The 17,216-nt window shown below is 50.1% G+C and carries 17 protein-coding genes; 12 read left to right on the top strand and 5 right to left on the bottom strand.

Annotated elements, in window-relative coordinates; all coding sequences use genetic code 11:
- Window positions 1–87 precede the first annotated feature (87 nt).
- The 4 genes from J2Z28_RS21580 to J2Z28_RS21565 all read right to left on the bottom strand — a co-directional run bounded on the left by J2Z28_RS21580 (window position 88) and on the right by J2Z28_RS21565 (window position 5,804).
- Entirely contained in the window at window positions 88–1,740 is a 1,653-nt protein-coding gene (locus J2Z28_RS21580; RefSeq protein WP_211084234.1) for a methyl-accepting chemotaxis protein, read from the bottom strand.
- A 26-nt stretch (window positions 1,741–1,766) separates the two neighbouring features.
- On the bottom strand, window positions 1,767–2,774 hold the full coding sequence (locus J2Z28_RS21575) for a BMP family lipoprotein (RefSeq protein WP_211084233.1): 1,008 nt from the start codon (window positions 2,772–2,774) through the stop codon (window positions 1,767–1,769).
- A gap of 367 nt (window positions 2,775–3,141) precedes the next feature.
- Window positions 3,142–4,752: a gamma-glutamyltransferase family protein gene (locus tag J2Z28_RS21570; RefSeq protein WP_211084270.1), complete on the bottom strand. Its 1,611-nt coding sequence runs from the start codon at window positions 4,750–4,752 to the stop codon at window positions 3,142–3,144.
- A 152-nt stretch (window positions 4,753–4,904) separates the two neighbouring features.
- Entirely contained in the window at window positions 4,905–5,804 is a 900-nt protein-coding gene (locus J2Z28_RS21565) for an SDR family oxidoreductase (protein WP_211084232.1), read from the bottom strand.
- 155 nt (window positions 5,805–5,959) lie between these two features.
- Here J2Z28_RS21565 and fosB point away from each other — a divergent pair, with 155 nt between their 5' ends.
- Together fosB and J2Z28_RS21555 are read left to right on the top strand one after the other, a co-directional pair.
- Entirely contained in the window at window positions 5,960–6,379 is a 420-nt protein-coding gene (fosB, locus tag J2Z28_RS21560; RefSeq protein ID WP_211084231.1) for a metallothiol transferase FosB, read from the top strand.
- 135 nt (window positions 6,380–6,514) lie between these two features.
- Window positions 6,515–6,718, top strand: a complete 204-nt coding sequence (locus tag J2Z28_RS21555; protein ID WP_017690907.1) for a hypothetical protein — start codon at window positions 6,515–6,517, stop codon at window positions 6,716–6,718.
- Between the two features lie 129 nt (window positions 6,719–6,847).
- Here the strand turns inward: J2Z28_RS21555 and J2Z28_RS21550 are convergent, their stop codons facing one another.
- On the bottom strand, window positions 6,848–8,098 hold the full coding sequence (locus J2Z28_RS21550) for a helix-turn-helix domain-containing protein (RefSeq protein WP_211084230.1): 1,251 nt from the start codon (window positions 8,096–8,098) through the stop codon (window positions 6,848–6,850).
- Window positions 8,099–8,282: 184 nt separating this feature from the next.
- On the opposite strand from J2Z28_RS21550, the gene J2Z28_RS21545 reads away from it, so the two are divergent.
- The 10 genes from J2Z28_RS21545 to J2Z28_RS21500 all read left to right on the top strand — a co-directional run bounded on the left by J2Z28_RS21545 (window position 8,283) and on the right by J2Z28_RS21500 (window position 17,210).
- Window positions 8,283–8,474: a hypothetical protein gene (locus J2Z28_RS21545; protein WP_091018551.1), complete on the top strand. Its 192-nt coding sequence runs from the start codon at window positions 8,283–8,285 to the stop codon at window positions 8,472–8,474.
- 121 nt (window positions 8,475–8,595) lie between these two features.
- The gene (locus J2Z28_RS21540; RefSeq protein ID WP_211084229.1) at window positions 8,596–9,606 is read left to right on the top strand and encodes a 3-oxoacyl-[acyl-carrier-protein] synthase III C-terminal domain-containing protein; all 1,011 of its coding nucleotides are present in this window, start codon (window positions 8,596–8,598) and stop codon (window positions 9,604–9,606) included.
- On the top strand, window positions 9,545–10,933 hold the full coding sequence (locus J2Z28_RS21535; RefSeq protein WP_211084228.1) for a preATP grasp domain-containing protein: 1,389 nt from the start codon (window positions 9,545–9,547) through the stop codon (window positions 10,931–10,933). Before J2Z28_RS21540 ends, J2Z28_RS21535 begins: the two co-directional genes overlap by 62 nt.
- Window positions 10,934–12,220: a diaminopimelate decarboxylase gene (gene lysA / locus J2Z28_RS21530; RefSeq protein ID WP_211084227.1), complete on the top strand. Its 1,287-nt coding sequence runs from the start codon at window positions 10,934–10,936 to the stop codon at window positions 12,218–12,220.
- A gap of 18 nt (window positions 12,221–12,238) precedes the next feature.
- Window positions 12,239–12,499: an acyl carrier protein gene (locus J2Z28_RS21525; RefSeq protein ID WP_211084226.1), complete on the top strand. Its 261-nt coding sequence runs from the start codon at window positions 12,239–12,241 to the stop codon at window positions 12,497–12,499.
- The gene (locus J2Z28_RS21520) at window positions 12,499–13,377 is read left to right on the top strand and encodes a hypothetical protein (RefSeq protein ID WP_211084225.1); all 879 of its coding nucleotides are present in this window, start codon (window positions 12,499–12,501) and stop codon (window positions 13,375–13,377) included. The genes J2Z28_RS21525 and J2Z28_RS21520 overlap by 1 nt, the downstream gene beginning before the upstream one ends.
- A 20-nt stretch (window positions 13,378–13,397) precedes the next feature.
- Window positions 13,398–14,354, top strand: a complete 957-nt coding sequence (locus J2Z28_RS21515) for a 3-oxoacyl-[acyl-carrier-protein] synthase III C-terminal domain-containing protein (protein WP_211084224.1) — start codon at window positions 13,398–13,400, stop codon at window positions 14,352–14,354.
- A 15-nt stretch (window positions 14,355–14,369) separates the two neighbouring features.
- On the top strand, window positions 14,370–15,095 hold the full coding sequence (locus J2Z28_RS21510) for a hypothetical protein (protein ID WP_211084223.1): 726 nt from the start codon (window positions 14,370–14,372) through the stop codon (window positions 15,093–15,095).
- On the top strand, window positions 15,092–16,249 hold the full coding sequence (locus J2Z28_RS21505) for an acyl-CoA dehydrogenase family protein (RefSeq protein ID WP_211084222.1): 1,158 nt from the start codon (window positions 15,092–15,094) through the stop codon (window positions 16,247–16,249). The genes J2Z28_RS21510 and J2Z28_RS21505 overlap by 4 nt, the downstream gene beginning before the upstream one ends.
- Window positions 16,242–17,210, top strand: a complete 969-nt coding sequence (locus J2Z28_RS21500; RefSeq protein WP_211084221.1) for a hypothetical protein — start codon at window positions 16,242–16,244, stop codon at window positions 17,208–17,210. The genes J2Z28_RS21505 and J2Z28_RS21500 overlap by 8 nt, the downstream gene beginning before the upstream one ends.
- Window positions 17,211–17,216: the final 6 nt, after the last annotated feature.

Below are 17,216 nucleotides of genomic sequence, written 5' to 3'. Positions count from 1 at the left end.
TCGGCTATAACCTGCCCATAACATGCCCATAATCTGCATCTAAACGACATCCGAATTACGTCCGGGCCGAATTCTCCGGCATCCTGCTTACAGCCGGAATCGCAGCAGTTCCTGATGCATCTCTGCACTGATATCACGCAATGACTTCACCTTGATACTTGCATCAGCGAAGGAACGTTGTTGTTCCGACGTGGAGGCGGTGATTTCTTCGCTGCTGGCAGCCGACTGCTCGGTGATGGCACTGATATTTTCGATGGCCTGTTGCACCTGTGTACTGAGTTCATTGGAGTGTTGCATGTCCTCAGCAAGCTGATGGATACCCGTACTGATGCGCTCCACACTTTCACGAATAGCAGAGAAGGATTCGCGAGTCTGGCCAGTGGCTTGTTCCTGTTCGCCGAATAACTGCATGCTTTGTGCTACAGAGTTCTTCACCTTGTCCATGGAGGTTGTGATCTCGCCCACAGCCGCATAGATATGTTTAACCGATTGCGCAGATTGTTCGGCGAGTTTGTTCACCTCGCCCGCAACAACAGCGAAGCCACGTCCGGCTTCTCCAGCGCGAGCAGCCTCTATGGAGGCATTTAACGAGAGCATGGTCGTTTGTTTGGCAATCTCCGATACATATGCCGTCATCGTAGTGATTCGAACCGCGCTTTCTTCCAGTTCCCGTACCGTTTGTTCCACCTCGGCCATCGCCATACGATTCACTTCGGCCAAGCGGAGTTGCTCTGCTACAGCCTTATTACCTTCCTCAACGGTAGTTAATACTTCACGACCATCGATCACCGATTGGGAAGTGGCCTCCAGATTGCTATTGAAGGTAGACTGCATTTTGTCCACAACCATCACCGTTTCACTCAGATCCTCAGCAATCTTTTGACTGCCAATCGAGAGTTCCTCCGTGGTGCGGGATACTTGCTGCACAATCGCTTGGGCTGTATCATTACCGCGGTCAATATCTTGCGCCATCAGATCGACACGATGACCCGCCGCACCAATCGATTGAATAATGCCGCGGATATTATGAGTCATGATACCGAAGGAGCGACTCAGGTCATCGAGTTCATCTTTGCCCCGAGCTTCCGGTAATTGTCCGGTCAGGTCACCGTCCGCAATTTGTCCCGCGGCGTCTTTGAGTGTTCGAATACGCTTGGCGATCTGACGTGAAGTATACATGTTAAACAGCATTACGGCGACGAGCAATACGATGGCTCCTACCAGAGCGGTTTGCCACGTTTGCTGAATGTCACGTTCCAAATCGACGGTATATTGATCATAACGATCCCGAGTCATCTCATCTAACGAATAGATATCATTCTGTATGCCCCGAACCCGAGTGCTGTAACGTTTCGCTTCCGCACTGTTCATCGCACTCATCGCTTCGGTGGCTCCCTGGTTGAGAGCTTCTAATTTTGTCTCGATGGACTGAATAAGTTGTAACTGCTGATCTGTTTCGAGCAATCCGTCCGTAAGCTCCTGAATCATCGTTTGGCCTTCATCCAGCAAGCGAAGCACGGCGTCCTGGTTTCCTGCTGTCATGGAGAATGAGTAGACATCCAGCGCTTGCTGGGTCTGAATCTGATTGGCGTTCAGTTCACTCACCTTGAGCATGGCTGGTACCAGATTTTGATTTTTGGCATTCATGTTGAGCAATTGCATGATGATATAAGCGACTAGCACAAGGCATAGAAGTAGTGAAATTAGAGCATTAAGTATCAGTTTTCCCTGTAGTTTCATGTGCGTACCTCCTCGTATCCGATGGGTTATTGATCAAGCGTAATTTTGATTTGACCGGAAGAGATCTTTGCCTTCAGATCTTCGAAGGTTTGCTGTTGTTCGTCACTGAGCGTGATATTATGTAGAGCAGTCAGACCCACGGCGTTCTCCGCCAGCCCCTCCACGATTTCCTTTTGAGGGAAGGTATGATTGTTTTGAACAAACGTGTTAACGGCATTATAGATAGAGACATCCACATTTTTCAGCATGGACGTAAGAATGGATTTTTCCGCCAAAAAGAATTGATCGGTATCTACACCGATGGCGTATTTCCCTAATTTCTGAATCTCCGTCAGTGCGCCAACGCCTGTGAGACCAGCAGCAACGTAGATCACGTCAGCGCCCTTTTCCTGAATCATCTGTGCAGCCAATTGTTCACCGAGATCGGCATCACCGAAGTCCCCTGCGTAGACGACATCAACGGTTGCATCCGGCTTGACAGCCAGAACACCTTGTTTAAAACCCTGCTCGAAATTACGAAGGACCGGTATCTCTAGTCCACCAAGGAAGCCAACATGATCTTCCGTTGAAGCCATAGCGGCAATAACACCTGCCAGATAACTTCCTTCTTCCGCCCGGAATGAAATGGAGGCAATGTTAGGCAGTTCGGACTGACTGTCAATCATGAGGAACTGCTGGTCAGGATATCTGGCTGCAACTTTCTCCATATCCGCTTGGACAGCATCACTCAGGCCGATAACCAGATCGAATTTGGCTTCCGCAAACTCTTCAAATGCAGCTTCGGCATTGTCGCCCGGTTCACGATAGTCAAAGACAATGCTTTTCTCATTTCTGGCCTGAACCAGTCCATCAAAAGCAGCATCATTAAAAGAACGGTCACCCAGACCCACTTCCGTAAGCACGATCCCAACCTTTGTTCTTGTGTCTGTTGCCGTTGTTGTATTGTTGGCTGAACAAGCCCCCAGGATCAGTACCGTCAGGATCATCATTAGGGTGAGACCTAGACCTGCGCGTCTGTTCTTGTTTGTTTTCATGTGTGGTACCCTCATTTCTGTAGTCGCATTTTTCTGTTTTGCATGGTTCCTTAGCTCCAGGGAATGACGTGTACATGATGACACGTATGGTGAGGATTTCCCTTTATCTATATCGGTCAGAAAGGCACTGTGATTTATGGTATGTAGTGAAAATTTACGAAAAAATAAATATTTTTCATGAATTACACATTATTTTTACATTTCTTTGGTTAAAAGGGTACATAAATATCTACAGTATGTTGTTTACTGATGTTAGAAGTCGAAAAAAGGCACAACAGAGATGACATGAATCATCTCTGTTGTGCCTTAAAATTTCACCCTATACGGATGATAAGGTGATCATCCTATTATAAAAATTAAGCGAGTTTTACCAAGCCGCAATCGAGCCATCCGCTCGGGTTTCCGTACCCCCGCATAATACGCCATTGTCCGGGTTGCGCCAGATGATCTGACCGCGTCCAAACTGGGATGGATCGAGTGCCACTTGAATATCATGTCCCTTGCGGACGAGTGCCTGAGCGATATGCTGCGGGAAACCCGGTTCCACGAGAATTGTTTTGCCCTTCGTCCACTGCCAGCGCGGAGAATCCAAGGCGGCCTGTGGGTTCAGATGATAATCGACCGTATTCATGACCACCTGCACATGACCTTGCGGCTGCATGAAACCACCCATGACACCGAATGGCCCAACCGCTTCACTGCCACGGGTGAGGAACCCCGGAATAATCGTGTGATACGTCCGTTTGCCCGGCTCCAGGGCGTTGGCATGATTCGGGTCCAGTGAGAAGTTATGTCCGCGGTTTTGCAAAGCAATGCCTGTCCCCGGAACAACCAATCCAGACCCGAAGCCCATATAGTTACTCTGGATAAACGAAACCATGTTGCCTTCACCATCAGCCGTAGCCAGATACACTGTTCCACTTGCACGTGGATCACCTGCCTCAGGTGCTCGTGCGGTATCCCCAATGAGTTTGCGCCGTTCTTCCGCGTATGCCTCGGACAGCAGTTCCTCCACCGTCACACCCATTTTGCGTTCTTCAGTAATATATTTCTCCCCATCGGCAAATGCCAGTTTCATGGCTTCGAGCTGCTGATGATATGCAAGAACGGATTCTTTCTCGTCAAAATCATATCCCTTCAGGAGATTAAGCGCCGCCAGAGCAATCAATCCTTGTCCATTCGGCGGAATCTCCCATACATCGTAACCACGATAGGAGACGGAGATGGGATCAACCCACTCGGGCTGGAATGCCGCCAGATCTTCGCGAGTCAGATAACCACCGTGCTCTGCCATAAAGGAATGAATGCGCTCTGCCAGTTCTCCTTCGTAAAAGTCTCGCGCTTCGCTCTCGCCAATCTGGCGCAAAGTCGCCGCATGATCCGGCGAGCGCCATATCTCTCCAGCTGCGGGAACACGCCCGCCTGGAGCAAATGTCTCAAACCACGCACGCCCTGCCTCCGCATCACCCTGGCGTGCATAGATCTCGGCTGCCCTTGCCCAGTGGCGGGCCAGCCCAGGCGCAAGCGGGTAACCTTCCTCCGCATAGCGGATGGCCGGTTCCAGCGCTTCCGACAGCGTGAGCCGCCCAAAACGGCGGCTCAGCTCAGCCCAACCCGCCGGTGCGCCAGGCACCGTCACCGGAACAACCCCGAGCTTCGGCATCTCCGTATAGCCTGCCGCTTGAAGCGCCTCAATGGATATGCCCTGAGGCGCAGGGCCGCTGGCATTCAGGCCATGCAGTTTGCCCTCGGTCCAGACGAGGGCAAAAGCATCGCCGCCAATGCCATTGGACGTTGGCTCCAGCACGGTGAGTGCTGCCGCAGTTGCAATGGCGGCATCGATGGCATTGCCGCCTTTTTTCAATACATCGAGACCTGCTTGTGCAGCCAGTGGCTGAGACGTGGCGACCATGCCTTGCTTGGCATACACAGGCACGCGGTAAGAGGGGTACGGTTGGTAGAGTGGATCGAAGTTCATCAGGTTGTTCAGCTCCTTGTCGCAAGATGTCAGGCTCCGGTATAACCGGATCATACTCCTAATCCTCTTCGCAACCGGACAACCGATATCCTGCCACACCTGCCAAATCCAACCTGACATCAGCAACGATATCACCCATATTCCACACTAGCCTAGGTCGTTACCATATCGCCGCCATTTACATGAATGCATTCACCTGTGACGTAGGATGAATCGCGGGAGGCGAGATAGACGTAAGCTGCCGCCAGTTCGTAAGGCTGACCAGCTCGACCCATAGGCGTTTCCGTTCCAAATACCTGCACATCCTCCGCCGAGAAACTGGCAGGAATGAGCGGTGTCCAGATGGGGCCAGGAGCAACGGAATTCACGCGGACTCCCTGTGCAGCGAGCGATTGGGAGAGTACACGTGTCAGCGACACGACAGCTCCTTTGGTGGAGGAATAGTCGATTAACTGAATGTTACCTTTATATGCTGTAATAGAAGCTGTATTGATGATGGAGGCACCTTTGCATAGATGCGGCAGCGCGGCCTGGATCAGAAAGAAATAGGCGAACACATTTGTCTGAAAGGTGTGATACAGCTGTTCCTCTGTAATATCAACGATGCTTGGCTGCACATACTGTACGCCATGATTGTTGACCAGAATATCGATCTTCCCGTAGGTTTCCATGGTTGTGCGAATGACGGCTTCACAGTTTTTCTTTAAGCGGAGATCAATCTCGATTAAGAGACAGCGCTGTCCGAGTTCTTCGATCCGCTCGCGAGTCCTTTCGGCATCTGTCACTTCATATAGATAAGCAATGACAATATCCGCACCTTCCTTGGCAAAAGCAATGGCGGTCGCCCGGCCGATTCCACTGTCGCCACCCGTAATAATGGCAACTTTACCTTGGAGTTTGCAGCTACCGATATAGGCAGGATCTTCACTGATCGGTTCAGGCACCATCAGGGTTTCCAGACCGGGTTGCTGGTCCTGATGCTGGGGTGGGAATGCCAGCTTTTGCTCTTTGCACACCGTTTTCTCACCATAAAAAGGATAGACAGGATTCATGTGCTTTACATCCTCCTCGAGCGTTCATTGATACGGATAACCTATGCATTCGCCCAGAAGAAGGTGCGAGAGGAGGCAGTAGAGCGGTTGTTTTTTGCAGAGAATATACCATAATAAGGATAGATCCTTAAATCGATGGAGGTGTCAGGAGCCACATGAATATTCAGGGAATCAATCATTTGTGTTTTTCCGTATCCAATCTGGAGCGGTCCATTACCTTTTATGAGCAGGCTCTCGGTGCCCAGATTCAGGTGAAAGGACGCAAACTGGCGTATTTTGAGCTTGCCGGTCTGTGGATCGCCTTGAATCAGGAGGATGTTATTCGCAACTATACGGAACGAACCTATACCCATATTGCATTTACCGTTACAGAAGAGGAGTTCGATGCGTCTGTGCAACAGCTGCGAGCAGCCGGGGCGGACATTCTTCCCGGAAGGCCAAGAGATCCACGGGATGCAGCATCTGTATATTTTACCGATCCGGATGGTCATCTGTTCGAACTGCATACAGGTACGATGAAGCAAAGGCTGGATTATTATCGCGAAGACAAAGCTCATATGACCTTTTATCCGTGAAATGGTTGTGCAAGTGGAGGTAAATGGGGATTAACGTGTTTAAAGTCATTGCGATTATCCGTAAAATACGTCTTAGGTTGCCAGGAATCGATGGTGGATTATGCTGCCCAATTATAAACATGAGGAGAGATGAGCATGGAGAGTAAAGGAAGCAAATTCGTTACAACGGCAAGTGAACTCTGCATGGTTACTATCATGCTTCTACCTTTTATTGCAGGACAGCTTCATGTTTCGGAGGCATATGCAGGATCGGCTAAGTTTAGTGGTCAGCAGGGACAAAAACATGCCGTATCTACGGAAACGCTGCTTGATCTGAATGATCCTGTTCCTACTCGATGAGCGGTTTAAGATGATCCTATGCCTTGTCACCATGTATTCCCGGAATTAAGGCCTCTAGTTGAAGAGACCCTGAACTCCATCATTTTGTTTTCCCGTGTCCTCAGTTGTTAGATGAAGAACGCATCCGCTTTATTTGATCAATGACTTATAGTCGTCGTAGTTCATTTTACGATCCTGAAGGCTTAGCAGAAGAAGTTGTTGGCTGATGTCAGCCTCGCGGTTTGCAGAGATGCGTTTAAGCAGATCGTGACTCATTCTTAGAAAATAATAACCTTCATTGCTGTTGTTTTTCTCATGAAATACAATACCAAGCAAGCGATACAGTTTGGCACGAAGCATCCCTTCATCTTGCTGATCCAGCAGTTGAAGGGCTTCTTTGATGATGGCCTCTGCCTGTTCTGGCTCGCGTTGCTCCAGATAAATTTTACTGATTTCCTCCAATATGGAAGCCTTCTTGTGGGGAAGATTGCGTTTATCGTAAATTCGTGCGCATTCATCCAGCAAGGGGAGGGCTTCTTTTTTTTGCCCCATATGAAGCTGGATCACGGCGAGGTTGTGGAGTGCCAGAACGTAGGATTCGCTGCTCGCCTGTTTATAGGCCTGTACGGATCTCTTGGTCCAGTCATAACTTAACAGCATGTGTCCGTCCTGTTCGGACATATAATAGGCTTTGCCCAAACCCAGCGTAATCTCGCCATACAGTTCCGGTTGTCCGGCCATCTGGGCTTCCTTCTCCGCTTTGAGATAGTAGTTCAACCCCTCATTCACATTGCCTAGTCTTAAATGAGTTGTGCCAAGAAAGGTCAGCGATTGGATGTGTTCTTCCTGTAGATGTTTGAGTCTGCTGCTGTACGTATACGCCTGTTCATAATGTTTCCGGGCAGCATGAAACAGCTCTGCATGAAAAGCCGCTCTCCCCATTTCCAGATAATATTCAACAATACGTTCCCTGTCCCCCGTTCGAATGACCGTAAATGCTGCGTTTTCCCCTTCATCCAAGGCTTGTCGATAATCCCCAAGTCTGTTGTGACTTCGCAAAATGAGCAGGTAGGCTTCAGACTGATCCGATGTATCCTCCGTCAGTGTCAGCACTTTATGAGCTATGCGGATGCAGGCAGAATCATTCTGCTCGGCGTAACAGGCTTTGGCCTTTTCCAATACAGCCTCACCAATATCCGAATCTGTCGATGCACTTCCTCCCAAAAAAAACTCCATGGGTGTATTGAGCCTTCTGGCAATAATTTTCAACATACGCTGCGAGGGAACGGCCCTGCCTTTTTCGATAAGGCTGATGTAAGAACGCGTCATATCCTCACCTGCCAGTTGCTTCTGAGACAGTCCAAGCTGCTCCCGGATTTGCCGGATTTTGGGTCCGAGCATGATCGTTCACCGTCCCTTGAATATAGTTTGATTGGAATGGAGATGTGATTGGTATGTTGGGTCCATCGAACGTGCAGAAGCAGGGGTAAGGAGAGTGAGAGGTTCATTTACCTCCATTTACAGTTTAAATCCAATTTGGGAGATTATAGAATCAGAGTATCCAAGATGAAAGGAGGAGATATGAATGGTCATTAAAGCGACTCCCATTACACTGGAGCAACTGAAGCGCAAAGAAGTTGAAGCAGCACAATTGGAAACGAGTGGACTGGGCGAGGCACGTGAAGTCAGTGCACGCGCGGTTTCCGCTCGCGCAGTTGAAGCCCGTGCTGTAGCGGCTCGTGCTGTAGCAGCTCGTGCAGCGGCGGCTCGTGCCTGATTTTTCCTACTTACTTTTCGTATTACGCTAGATTCATAGATGGGAGCTTCTGCGGAAGCTCTTTATCTCCCTATATTTCAGTGAGATTCGTACGTTAGTGATAACGAGGTGTCTGAAGCCGATGCATATCAAGCAAATATGGTCTTACATTCCGGAGCACATTGTGCCGATCAGGGAACTGAACGAGGTGCTGGGACTCAATAATGCCCAGACGAAGGTACTGGAAAAAATTCACGGTTTAAAACAGGTTCGGCAAGACAGGGATGGAGATCTGGCTTCGTTGCTTGGACGTGTATTAACCCAGGTGGTGAATAACCCTGAGGTAGCTCCTAACTCGATCAAGTATATCATTTATTGCCACACAATTCAGGAAAATTTCCCCTTTCCTATGAAAGTTTTGCAAGCCCTGAAACGGACTTACGGGTTGCAGCATGCCATCGCGTTTTCGCTTACGCAGCAGAACTGTGCATCGGGCTTGATCGCCCTGAATGTTGCCGAGACATTGCTGCCTTCATTGGAAGCGGATGATCATATTTTAATTTTGACAGGTGAAAAAACCTTTAGTCCAGTTGTGCAATTAATCCCCAATACCACCGTGATGGGAGAGGCATCAGCCGCCGTGCTGGTGGGCAACAAGGGCAACGGAAGTCGTGTCGTTGGACTCACGAGTGTTACCCTGGGCCAATTCTGTAATGTACTAACGGGAACCCCGCAGATTCTAAGGGAGTTTCAGGAAATCTACACGCCTCGGTTATGTGAAGCCATTGTTGCAGCCGTGGAGCAGGCGGGTCTGACACTGCAGGATATTCGATACATCGTCCCACACAATGTGAATCTATCCTCGTGGAAGAAGGTGGCTATCCGTTTATCCTATCCCCTTGAACGAATATATACGTCCAACGTACAGGAAATCGGACATTGTTTCTGTTCGGACCCATTTATTAATCTGCAAGCCATTCTAGAGCAGAAGTTGTTGCGACCAGAGGAGTATTATCTGCTTGTTACGGTCGGACTTGGGGTTACATTCAGCGTAGCAGTGATGCAATATGCAGGAATAGGAGGGAATGTCCGTGACCACCGTATTGACGGATTTTTCGAGCAAGCTCAAGTGGGCGTTAACGGGCCAGCATGACGTTACTTTTGTGTATCTTAACAATTTTGAGGTAGAGGAGTACTGGAGTGAAACGGGCATTCTCAAGCTGCCCTCATTAAGCATAGGCTCGGCTGCGGACGTTGTTAATCGGATGGAGGAACTGGGTGTTTTCCTTGCTGGAGAGAACGATATCATCCTGCTCAAGGATACGCCGAATCAGGAATTCATGGCAGATGCACAGGCGCTTGGGTTTGGTCGCTCCCGATGCATAACGGTGGAGCACAATGATCCGGCGATGAATATTACCGCGAATCTTCTGCATTGTCCAAAAACGGTGGACAAGCTGCGAGAGCTGTCACAGGCTGCTGGAACAAATGCTTATCTGGTTCCCTTTGGTACCTCGGACCAGGAAGAGGAATTCTCACGGCTGACCGGCATTCCGCTGGCTGTTCCATCTTCAGATATCTTCCGCAAGGTCAATGACAAGGGGTATTCCCGCCGTCTCAACGCAGAGCTGGGTATTCGTCAGATCCCAGGCGTTGAATGCACGTCTTTGGATGAACTGGTGTCCGGTTTCGATCAGTTGAAGTCTGTGCTAGAGCAGGGTGGACGGCTTGTGCTGAAGGACTCCATGGGTGTGTCAGGTAAGGGAATTACCGTCATTGCCGATGAAGCCAGGTTCCACAAATGCATGAGCATGCTGGAGAAACAGGCTAGCAAAAAAGGAATTCGACAAATCAACTACGTGCTTGAACAATGGATTGATAAAATCTGTGACCTGAATTACCAGATTCTCATCGATCGATCCGGCGGAGTTGAGTTTCTTGGCGTAAAGGAATCGTTGGTAGAGCAAGGCGTACATCAGGGGCATCTCATGCCTTCTCGGCTCAACGATGTTCAACTTGAGGTCATTCGCGAAGCGGCCATGCGAATTGGAGCAGCCTTGTATCGAGATGGATATTACGGCCTTGCCGGCATGGACGCCATTCTGGACGAGGACGGTACAATCTGGCCCAATCTTGAGATTAATGCCAGGTTTAATATGTCCACCTATCAGACCAACATTCAGCATCAATGGCTGCCCGAAGATCAATGTGGATTGGCAAAAAAATATACGCTCCGGCTCAATCACCTGCTGGAATACGGAGTACTTCGTTCCCGGTTGGGTGCGTTGATGTTCGAACCGGAACGCGGCGAAGGATTATTAATCAATAATTTTGCCACAGTCAATGCGGCATTCAGAAGTGAGGGGACCTTGTTCTCCGGACGTCTGTATGGCGTGATTATTGCGTCCTCCCCTGAACGGCTGGGAGCGATCAACGAAGCGATAGAAGCCGTCCTATCTTCCATTAACGAGGTGATGTGAGTGTCTACGGAATATCAGATTCAGCAGTTGCGTGTCTCGGACATCGCTGAGAAATTCGGAACTCCGCTGTATATATATGACGGGGATGTGTTGCAGCAGGTGTATCAGGAGCTTCGGGGATTGCTTACGCCTCAAGTGGAGCTGTTCTATTCATTGAAGGCCAATCCGAATATTTCGATCGTGCACATGTTGCAGGAGATGGGCGCGCAGGCAGAGGTATGTTCCCTGGCAGAATTACATACGGCCGTACAGGCTGGAGTAGCGCCAGAAAGCATTATTTTCCTTGGACCCGGAAAAAGCGATGACGAGATTACGGCATGCATACGTCTGGGGATATATGCGATTGTATGTGAATCGTTCCAGGAGCTGGAGCGCATAGAGATCATCGCTGCAAGTGAGGGGCGAATCGTGCCGGTGGCCCTGCGAGTGAATCCTTCCTTTTCTGTTAAAGGCTCCAGGCTGACCATGGGTGGAAAACCACGTCAGTTTGGTATGGATGAGCAAAGTGTGCTCCAGGGGAAAGAGCAGTTCGAGAGCTACTCCCATGTGGAGATCATGGGACTTCACGTGTACATGGGAACCCGCATGTTGGATGTAGAACCGATCGTTCAGAATACCCGTCATATTCTGGAATTGGCTGATCGAATCGAGAACGAGCTGGATATCACGCTGCGTATGGTCGATGTAGGCGGGGGATTGGGCGTGCCCTACCATGAAGGTGAGCAGTCCCTATCCATAGCCACACTGACAGAACAGTTGAATCCAATGTTCGAATCGTTTCGGAATAGTCATGCCAACACCCGGCTGTTCATGGAGCTTGGGCGGTATCTGGTAGGCACCTGCGGTATGTTGGTCAGTCGAGCCCTATACGTCAAGCAATCGTATGGAGAGCACTTCGTTGTAACCGATGGTGGAACGAACTGCCATATGGCAGCGGTGGGAACAGGTTCTTACGTGAAGCGTAACTTTCCGATTGCCTCCCTGACGCGTTATGGTGAGTCCCCTGTAGCCGAATACAATATTACGGGTCCCTTATGTACGCCGAATGATGTTGTTGGGAAACGGGTATTGCTTCCTCCTGTTGAACGGGGCGATCTAATCGGTGTTTTTCATTCGGGAGCCTATGGACCAACGGCTTCTCCCACACACTTTTTGAGTCATGGAAGTCCGGCGGAAGTGCTGATTGTCGCTGGGGAGGCTCACTTGATCCGTGAGCGAGATACTCCGCAGGATCTACTGTCCAAGCAACGTTTGATTCAAGTGTCCGACACGGCAATAACCAATTGATGAGGAGAGATGATGATCATGACAACTGCAGTATTGCTTGAAGAGATCAAAGGTGCCCTTGCTGAAGTGTTGAATACGGAAGCCAGGCAGGATATTCAATTAAGCACATCTTTATTTGACGAACTCTATCTGGATTCGACCTCGGTTCTGGAACTGCTTATGACGCTGGAAGACCGGATTGAAGGTCTGGAGATTAACCCGGATGATCTGGAGCCCGATGTATTTGATACGGTAGGTTCCCTGGCTGCCTATATTGAGAAGCAACTCATTGCGGCCTGATGGCTTCGCCTGTTGCCATACGGGAGATGGGAGTCAGGCTTTTCTCGGAGAAGAAGCCTCCGTTTGATCATCCAGAACTGTTGCGATTTCATCAGGACATGCTCGCGGGTACTCCGATCAAGTACGATGTTCAACTTTTGCAGGGGCGTAACAACAATGCCTATCACGAGATGAGTGTGGAATTGCTGGAGGAGACGGGACTTGATCGGGTCATGCAAGATGTGGATGTGTTGCTGCTGGCATACAATTTTCCGAATACCCGCCCGGATATATCAATTGTGAATTATTTGATGGATCGTTATCAGGCCCGTTTTATCAGTTTTGCTGTAAATGATCTTGGTTTTGGTGCTCCTTTTGCGGCGCTCCACATGCTTCAGCATTATCTGGGCAGAGAAGGTTACATGAAAGGCATGCTGCTGGTTATGGACCAGACGGCTCTCCCCTATGAAACGATGGAACTTGTTTCACCGCCTGGACCGGACACGGCCGCAGCCATATACCTTGATCGGATGACAGGCGTAGGACCTTCCCTGCTTGGGGTAGAGATGCGACATGCCGAGAATTCCATAGCCGATACTGCGGAGATGGTACTGGATCGATTATGTGCCCAGGCATCCATTCACCGGAATCAGATTAACCTGCTTATCCATCCTGATCTGGAGCAGCAGTGCAATCAGGCTGTCTGGTACAGCGAATGTGGATCGAAGAGCAATTATGATCCATCGCGCTGGAGTGCAGCGCCATTCTTCGCATTACAGGAGTTACTGGAAGAGAAGGACGGGGGCGAGTACATATGTCTTATGCATCTGGAGCAGACGGATTCGTTTGTTCACGCCTTGCTGATCCGAACTTGTGAATGGAGTATGAATGGACACTAATCGCAGAAGGAGGGAGAACATTGGGGTTCGGTATTGTGGATATTGGCGTCTATTTGCCTGAACAGATTCAGCAGCCGGAAGAGGTGCTGGCTGCCCTGGAGCTTGGGAAAGGCGAGCTTCAGTTTCTGCGCAAGTACCACCGCCTGGAAGGTGTGCCTGTAACGGAACCGGGCCAGATGCTTGACGATACGATCGCACAGGCTGTGGAACGACTCCAGACCAGACCTGCCCTTTCCGGAATCGACCTTGTTCTCTATGTCCATTCCTTCCAGGTGCAGACACCGGGCGATTACAGGCTTGTGCAGCGTGTCCTCCAGCGCTTCGGGCTGGAACATGTACCGTTCTATGGCATATCGCAAATGAACTGTGCATCGTCGATAGCCGCTCTTCAATGGCTTGAGCGAATCTCGCAAACGCAGCCTCACATTCGGAATGTGTTGTTGATCTGTGCGGATCAATTCAATTTTTTGCCTCCCGAATGGCGCTATCTGCGCAAATCGGCCATTCTGGGTGATTCTGCCGTAGCTGTTCTATTGAGCAGAGAGAGCTGTCAGCATGTCGTTCAGGCGGCTCATGTGCTGCGAGATACCCGGTTCCATACTGGTTATCATGCAACCGCCGATGAGATCTCGGCATTTAACCGATTGTATGTGGACCATATCATTCAAGGGATGGAAGAGCTGCTGTCAACGCAAGGCCTGAGTTTCGAAGATGTGAATCATATTTTTCCCCATAATGTGAACTGGACTACCTGGAAGGAATTCTCGCGACGTACGGGAGTTGGACTTGAACGGATATATCTGGATAACATTCAGCGAATCGGACATACCTTTTCCACCGACCCGTTCATTAACCTGAGTTCGGGATTGGAGCAGGACTGGGTGTGCAGGAAGGGACGCTCCATCATGGTCAGTATCGGGCTCGGCAGTTTTTTTGGTTTTGCACTGGTGGAGCATGGAGGATGCGAAGAAGAATGAACAGGAGGAATGACAATGCACGTTATTGAATTCCAGGGCCCAGATGCTAAGCCCGTCGGATCAAAGGCAGCAGGCAACCCCGTAGCTCCGATATCGGAAATGTTGGAGGCAAAAACCTTGCTGGTGAACAATCGTCCAGTGCTTTTGGCAACAGGTCCCTACGTGCTCGCAACCGCTCATCTCATGGAACAAGATGCTTTACTTTGGCATGAACAATCAGCAGGGCTGTATCGTTGGAACCAACTACATGCCGTTCATGTGCAGGATCGGATGCTTGAGCCCTCTGGACTACTGTTATACAAGGTACAGCCGAATGAGGGTGAGAAGGCTGAGATATCAGGCGAGAAAGTGACCTCGAATGAGCTGAGAACACGCCTGCTTGAGTTCCGCGTAGAGCTGTGCAAGGCTGGATTGGAGCAGGTTCGCAGGCATTTGTCGGTGCGAATATCGGGCGGACAATCCACGTTTCAGCACCAGCTCGTGAAAGGCATGGTCGCTGACATCTTGACAACGCTCTACATGGCGGAAACGTTGCCTGAGGACCGCTTCCTCTCAGCAAATCCAGGTCTTCCATCGGTCCGGGTTCATGCGTGGATACATCAGGAATTGGACGAAGCTTTCAGACAGATTCAACGTCTTGGCGGCGGTTTCGGTTTTTTGAGACATGGCGTATCTGCATATACATATGCAGGCCAACTGGTGAAAAACATGCTGTTGCCAGCTAAGGAGGAATATTCATGATTACTCCATCAACGATTGCGATATTCGAGCATGTGATGAAGCAGTATGCTGTGGAGCTTCGTCAGATCGGCCAGACGATTGACCGGGAGCCAGACCGACTCACCGATTTTTTGCACACGTCTGCCCTGCAGGCCATCAATCATATGATGATTCCCCCGGAGTATGGCGGCCAGCCAATTGTAACCATAGGTCAGGATCGATATTATGGACTCTCTTCGCTGGAAAGAGTCATTACGATCGAGCAGTTGTCCGCAGGAGATGCGGGCGTTTTTCTGGGAGGACCTGGGCCTTCCATGTCCAGCATCGTCATGATTGACTTGGGCGATGAGGAACAGAAGGAGCGCTTTTATAGCCACTTTCTGAAAGGTCCGGCCTGGGCTGTTTTTGCCTTGTCAGAGCCGGAGAAGGGTTCAGATGCAACCGAGATCAGCACGCGGATTACGCGACATCCGGATGGGGGAATGGAGCTAACCGGACATAAATTCTACATTGGGAACGGACACCGGGCGAGTATTGGACTGGTATTCGCTCAGACCAATCGTACGCCTCTGGGCATTCAGGTGGCTATAGTTGATCCTTCTCTGCCGGGTTTCACAGCAACGCCGCTGGACACGATGGGGCTTCGCGGTCTGCAACTCAGCCATCTGCAATTCGAGGCTTTCCCACTGGAAGAGAAAGATATTCTGGGTCGTCATTTAAGCCCAACCAAGCGTGGACTGTGGGGAGCACTGCGTACATTCCACCGGATGCGCCCTAGTGTGGCGGCATTGGCGCTTGGTGTTGCACAGGCTGCTTATGATTATGTTGTGGAGCACAGAACGATCTTCACAGAACGTGAAAAGACAGAATTGGAGCGATTGGAGATGCGTCTGCACGCGCTGCGCAGCATGATTCGGAATGCAGCAGCAGAGATTGACCATGATGCGAATAAGGGATATCTGGCTTCCCTCAGTAAAATACGGGCTGCGTCAGTTGCCGAGGAAGCGACGGAATGGGCACTGGAGATGATGGGGCCAGGTTCCATGCTGGAGCATCCTCTGTTGAACAAATGGTATCGCGATGCAAGGGCCTTTGAGTTCATGGAAGGCACAACGTCCATTCAGAAGATTAGCGTTTTTCAGGCGTATGCCAACGGGAAGATGCAGCATGTCTGATTCACTTCATGGTGATATTGGCGCACCAATCTATGTGGATCATATTTGCTGGCTTACTGCGGAGGATCATCTGTATACACTGGATTGGCCAACACCGGATGATTATGTTTACGTATCGCCGCACATATACATGGAGGATCACTACTATGGTCGCGTGGGAACACTGACTCGCTCCCTTATGGCAGACGGGAGACGGGTGACAGCGGGTGATCTTGCGCTTATGGTGCTGGAGCAGTTGTCCACAAAGCCGCATTGGGATTGGTTGATCCTTGCCCAGACCTGTCCCGAACGACATGCATTGAATGCTCCACTTGCCCGAATGCTTGAAACGGCTCCGTGGCGAGTTGATCATCCACTCGGTATTACCCATATGGGTGCGCTCGCAGGCACCGAGGCCATTCAGGCTGCTCTTTGGAGCATGCTTCCTAACGAACGGACTGCGATTGTTCTGGTGGAGCAGCGAATTCTCCATGACGATGGACAGATTGCATATGGTCAACCATCTGAACCTAAGGGTGATTTGGGCGACATGGCGGTGGCGCTTGAGGTAGGCCTTGGTCAAGGAGCGTTGCAGATACACTATGCGGGAAAACGGACCATCAGATCGGATGATGCCACGGCTTTTTCATCCGAGGCACTCGGCATGATCCGCGAATGGATGGATAGCCATGGAGCCGTGCATGTCATTCTTCAGTCGAGACTGGGATTACGTCTCAATGGCAGTTCTGTTTTGCATATTTCCCCTTCCAAGACCATCTGCGTACCACGAACCGATTATCAGAGCGGTGATGTATGGATACAGCTGGCAGATAAGCTAGAGCGGGGGATTATCAGGCCAGATGATCGAGTCATGCTCGTCTCATGGGATGACGATCGGATGATATCGGCTTGTTGCGTGCATGTGATACGTCTGCCGATCCTCAGCAGGCTTACAATGAATCAAGAAATCAAGACTTCATGAATTGTG

The sequence above is a fragment of the Paenibacillus xylanexedens genome (assembly GCF_017874615.1).
Classification (GTDB): domain Bacteria; phylum Bacillota; class Bacilli; order Paenibacillales; family Paenibacillaceae; genus Paenibacillus; species Paenibacillus xylanexedens.
This window is presented reverse-complemented; position numbering and strand designations above follow the sequence as displayed.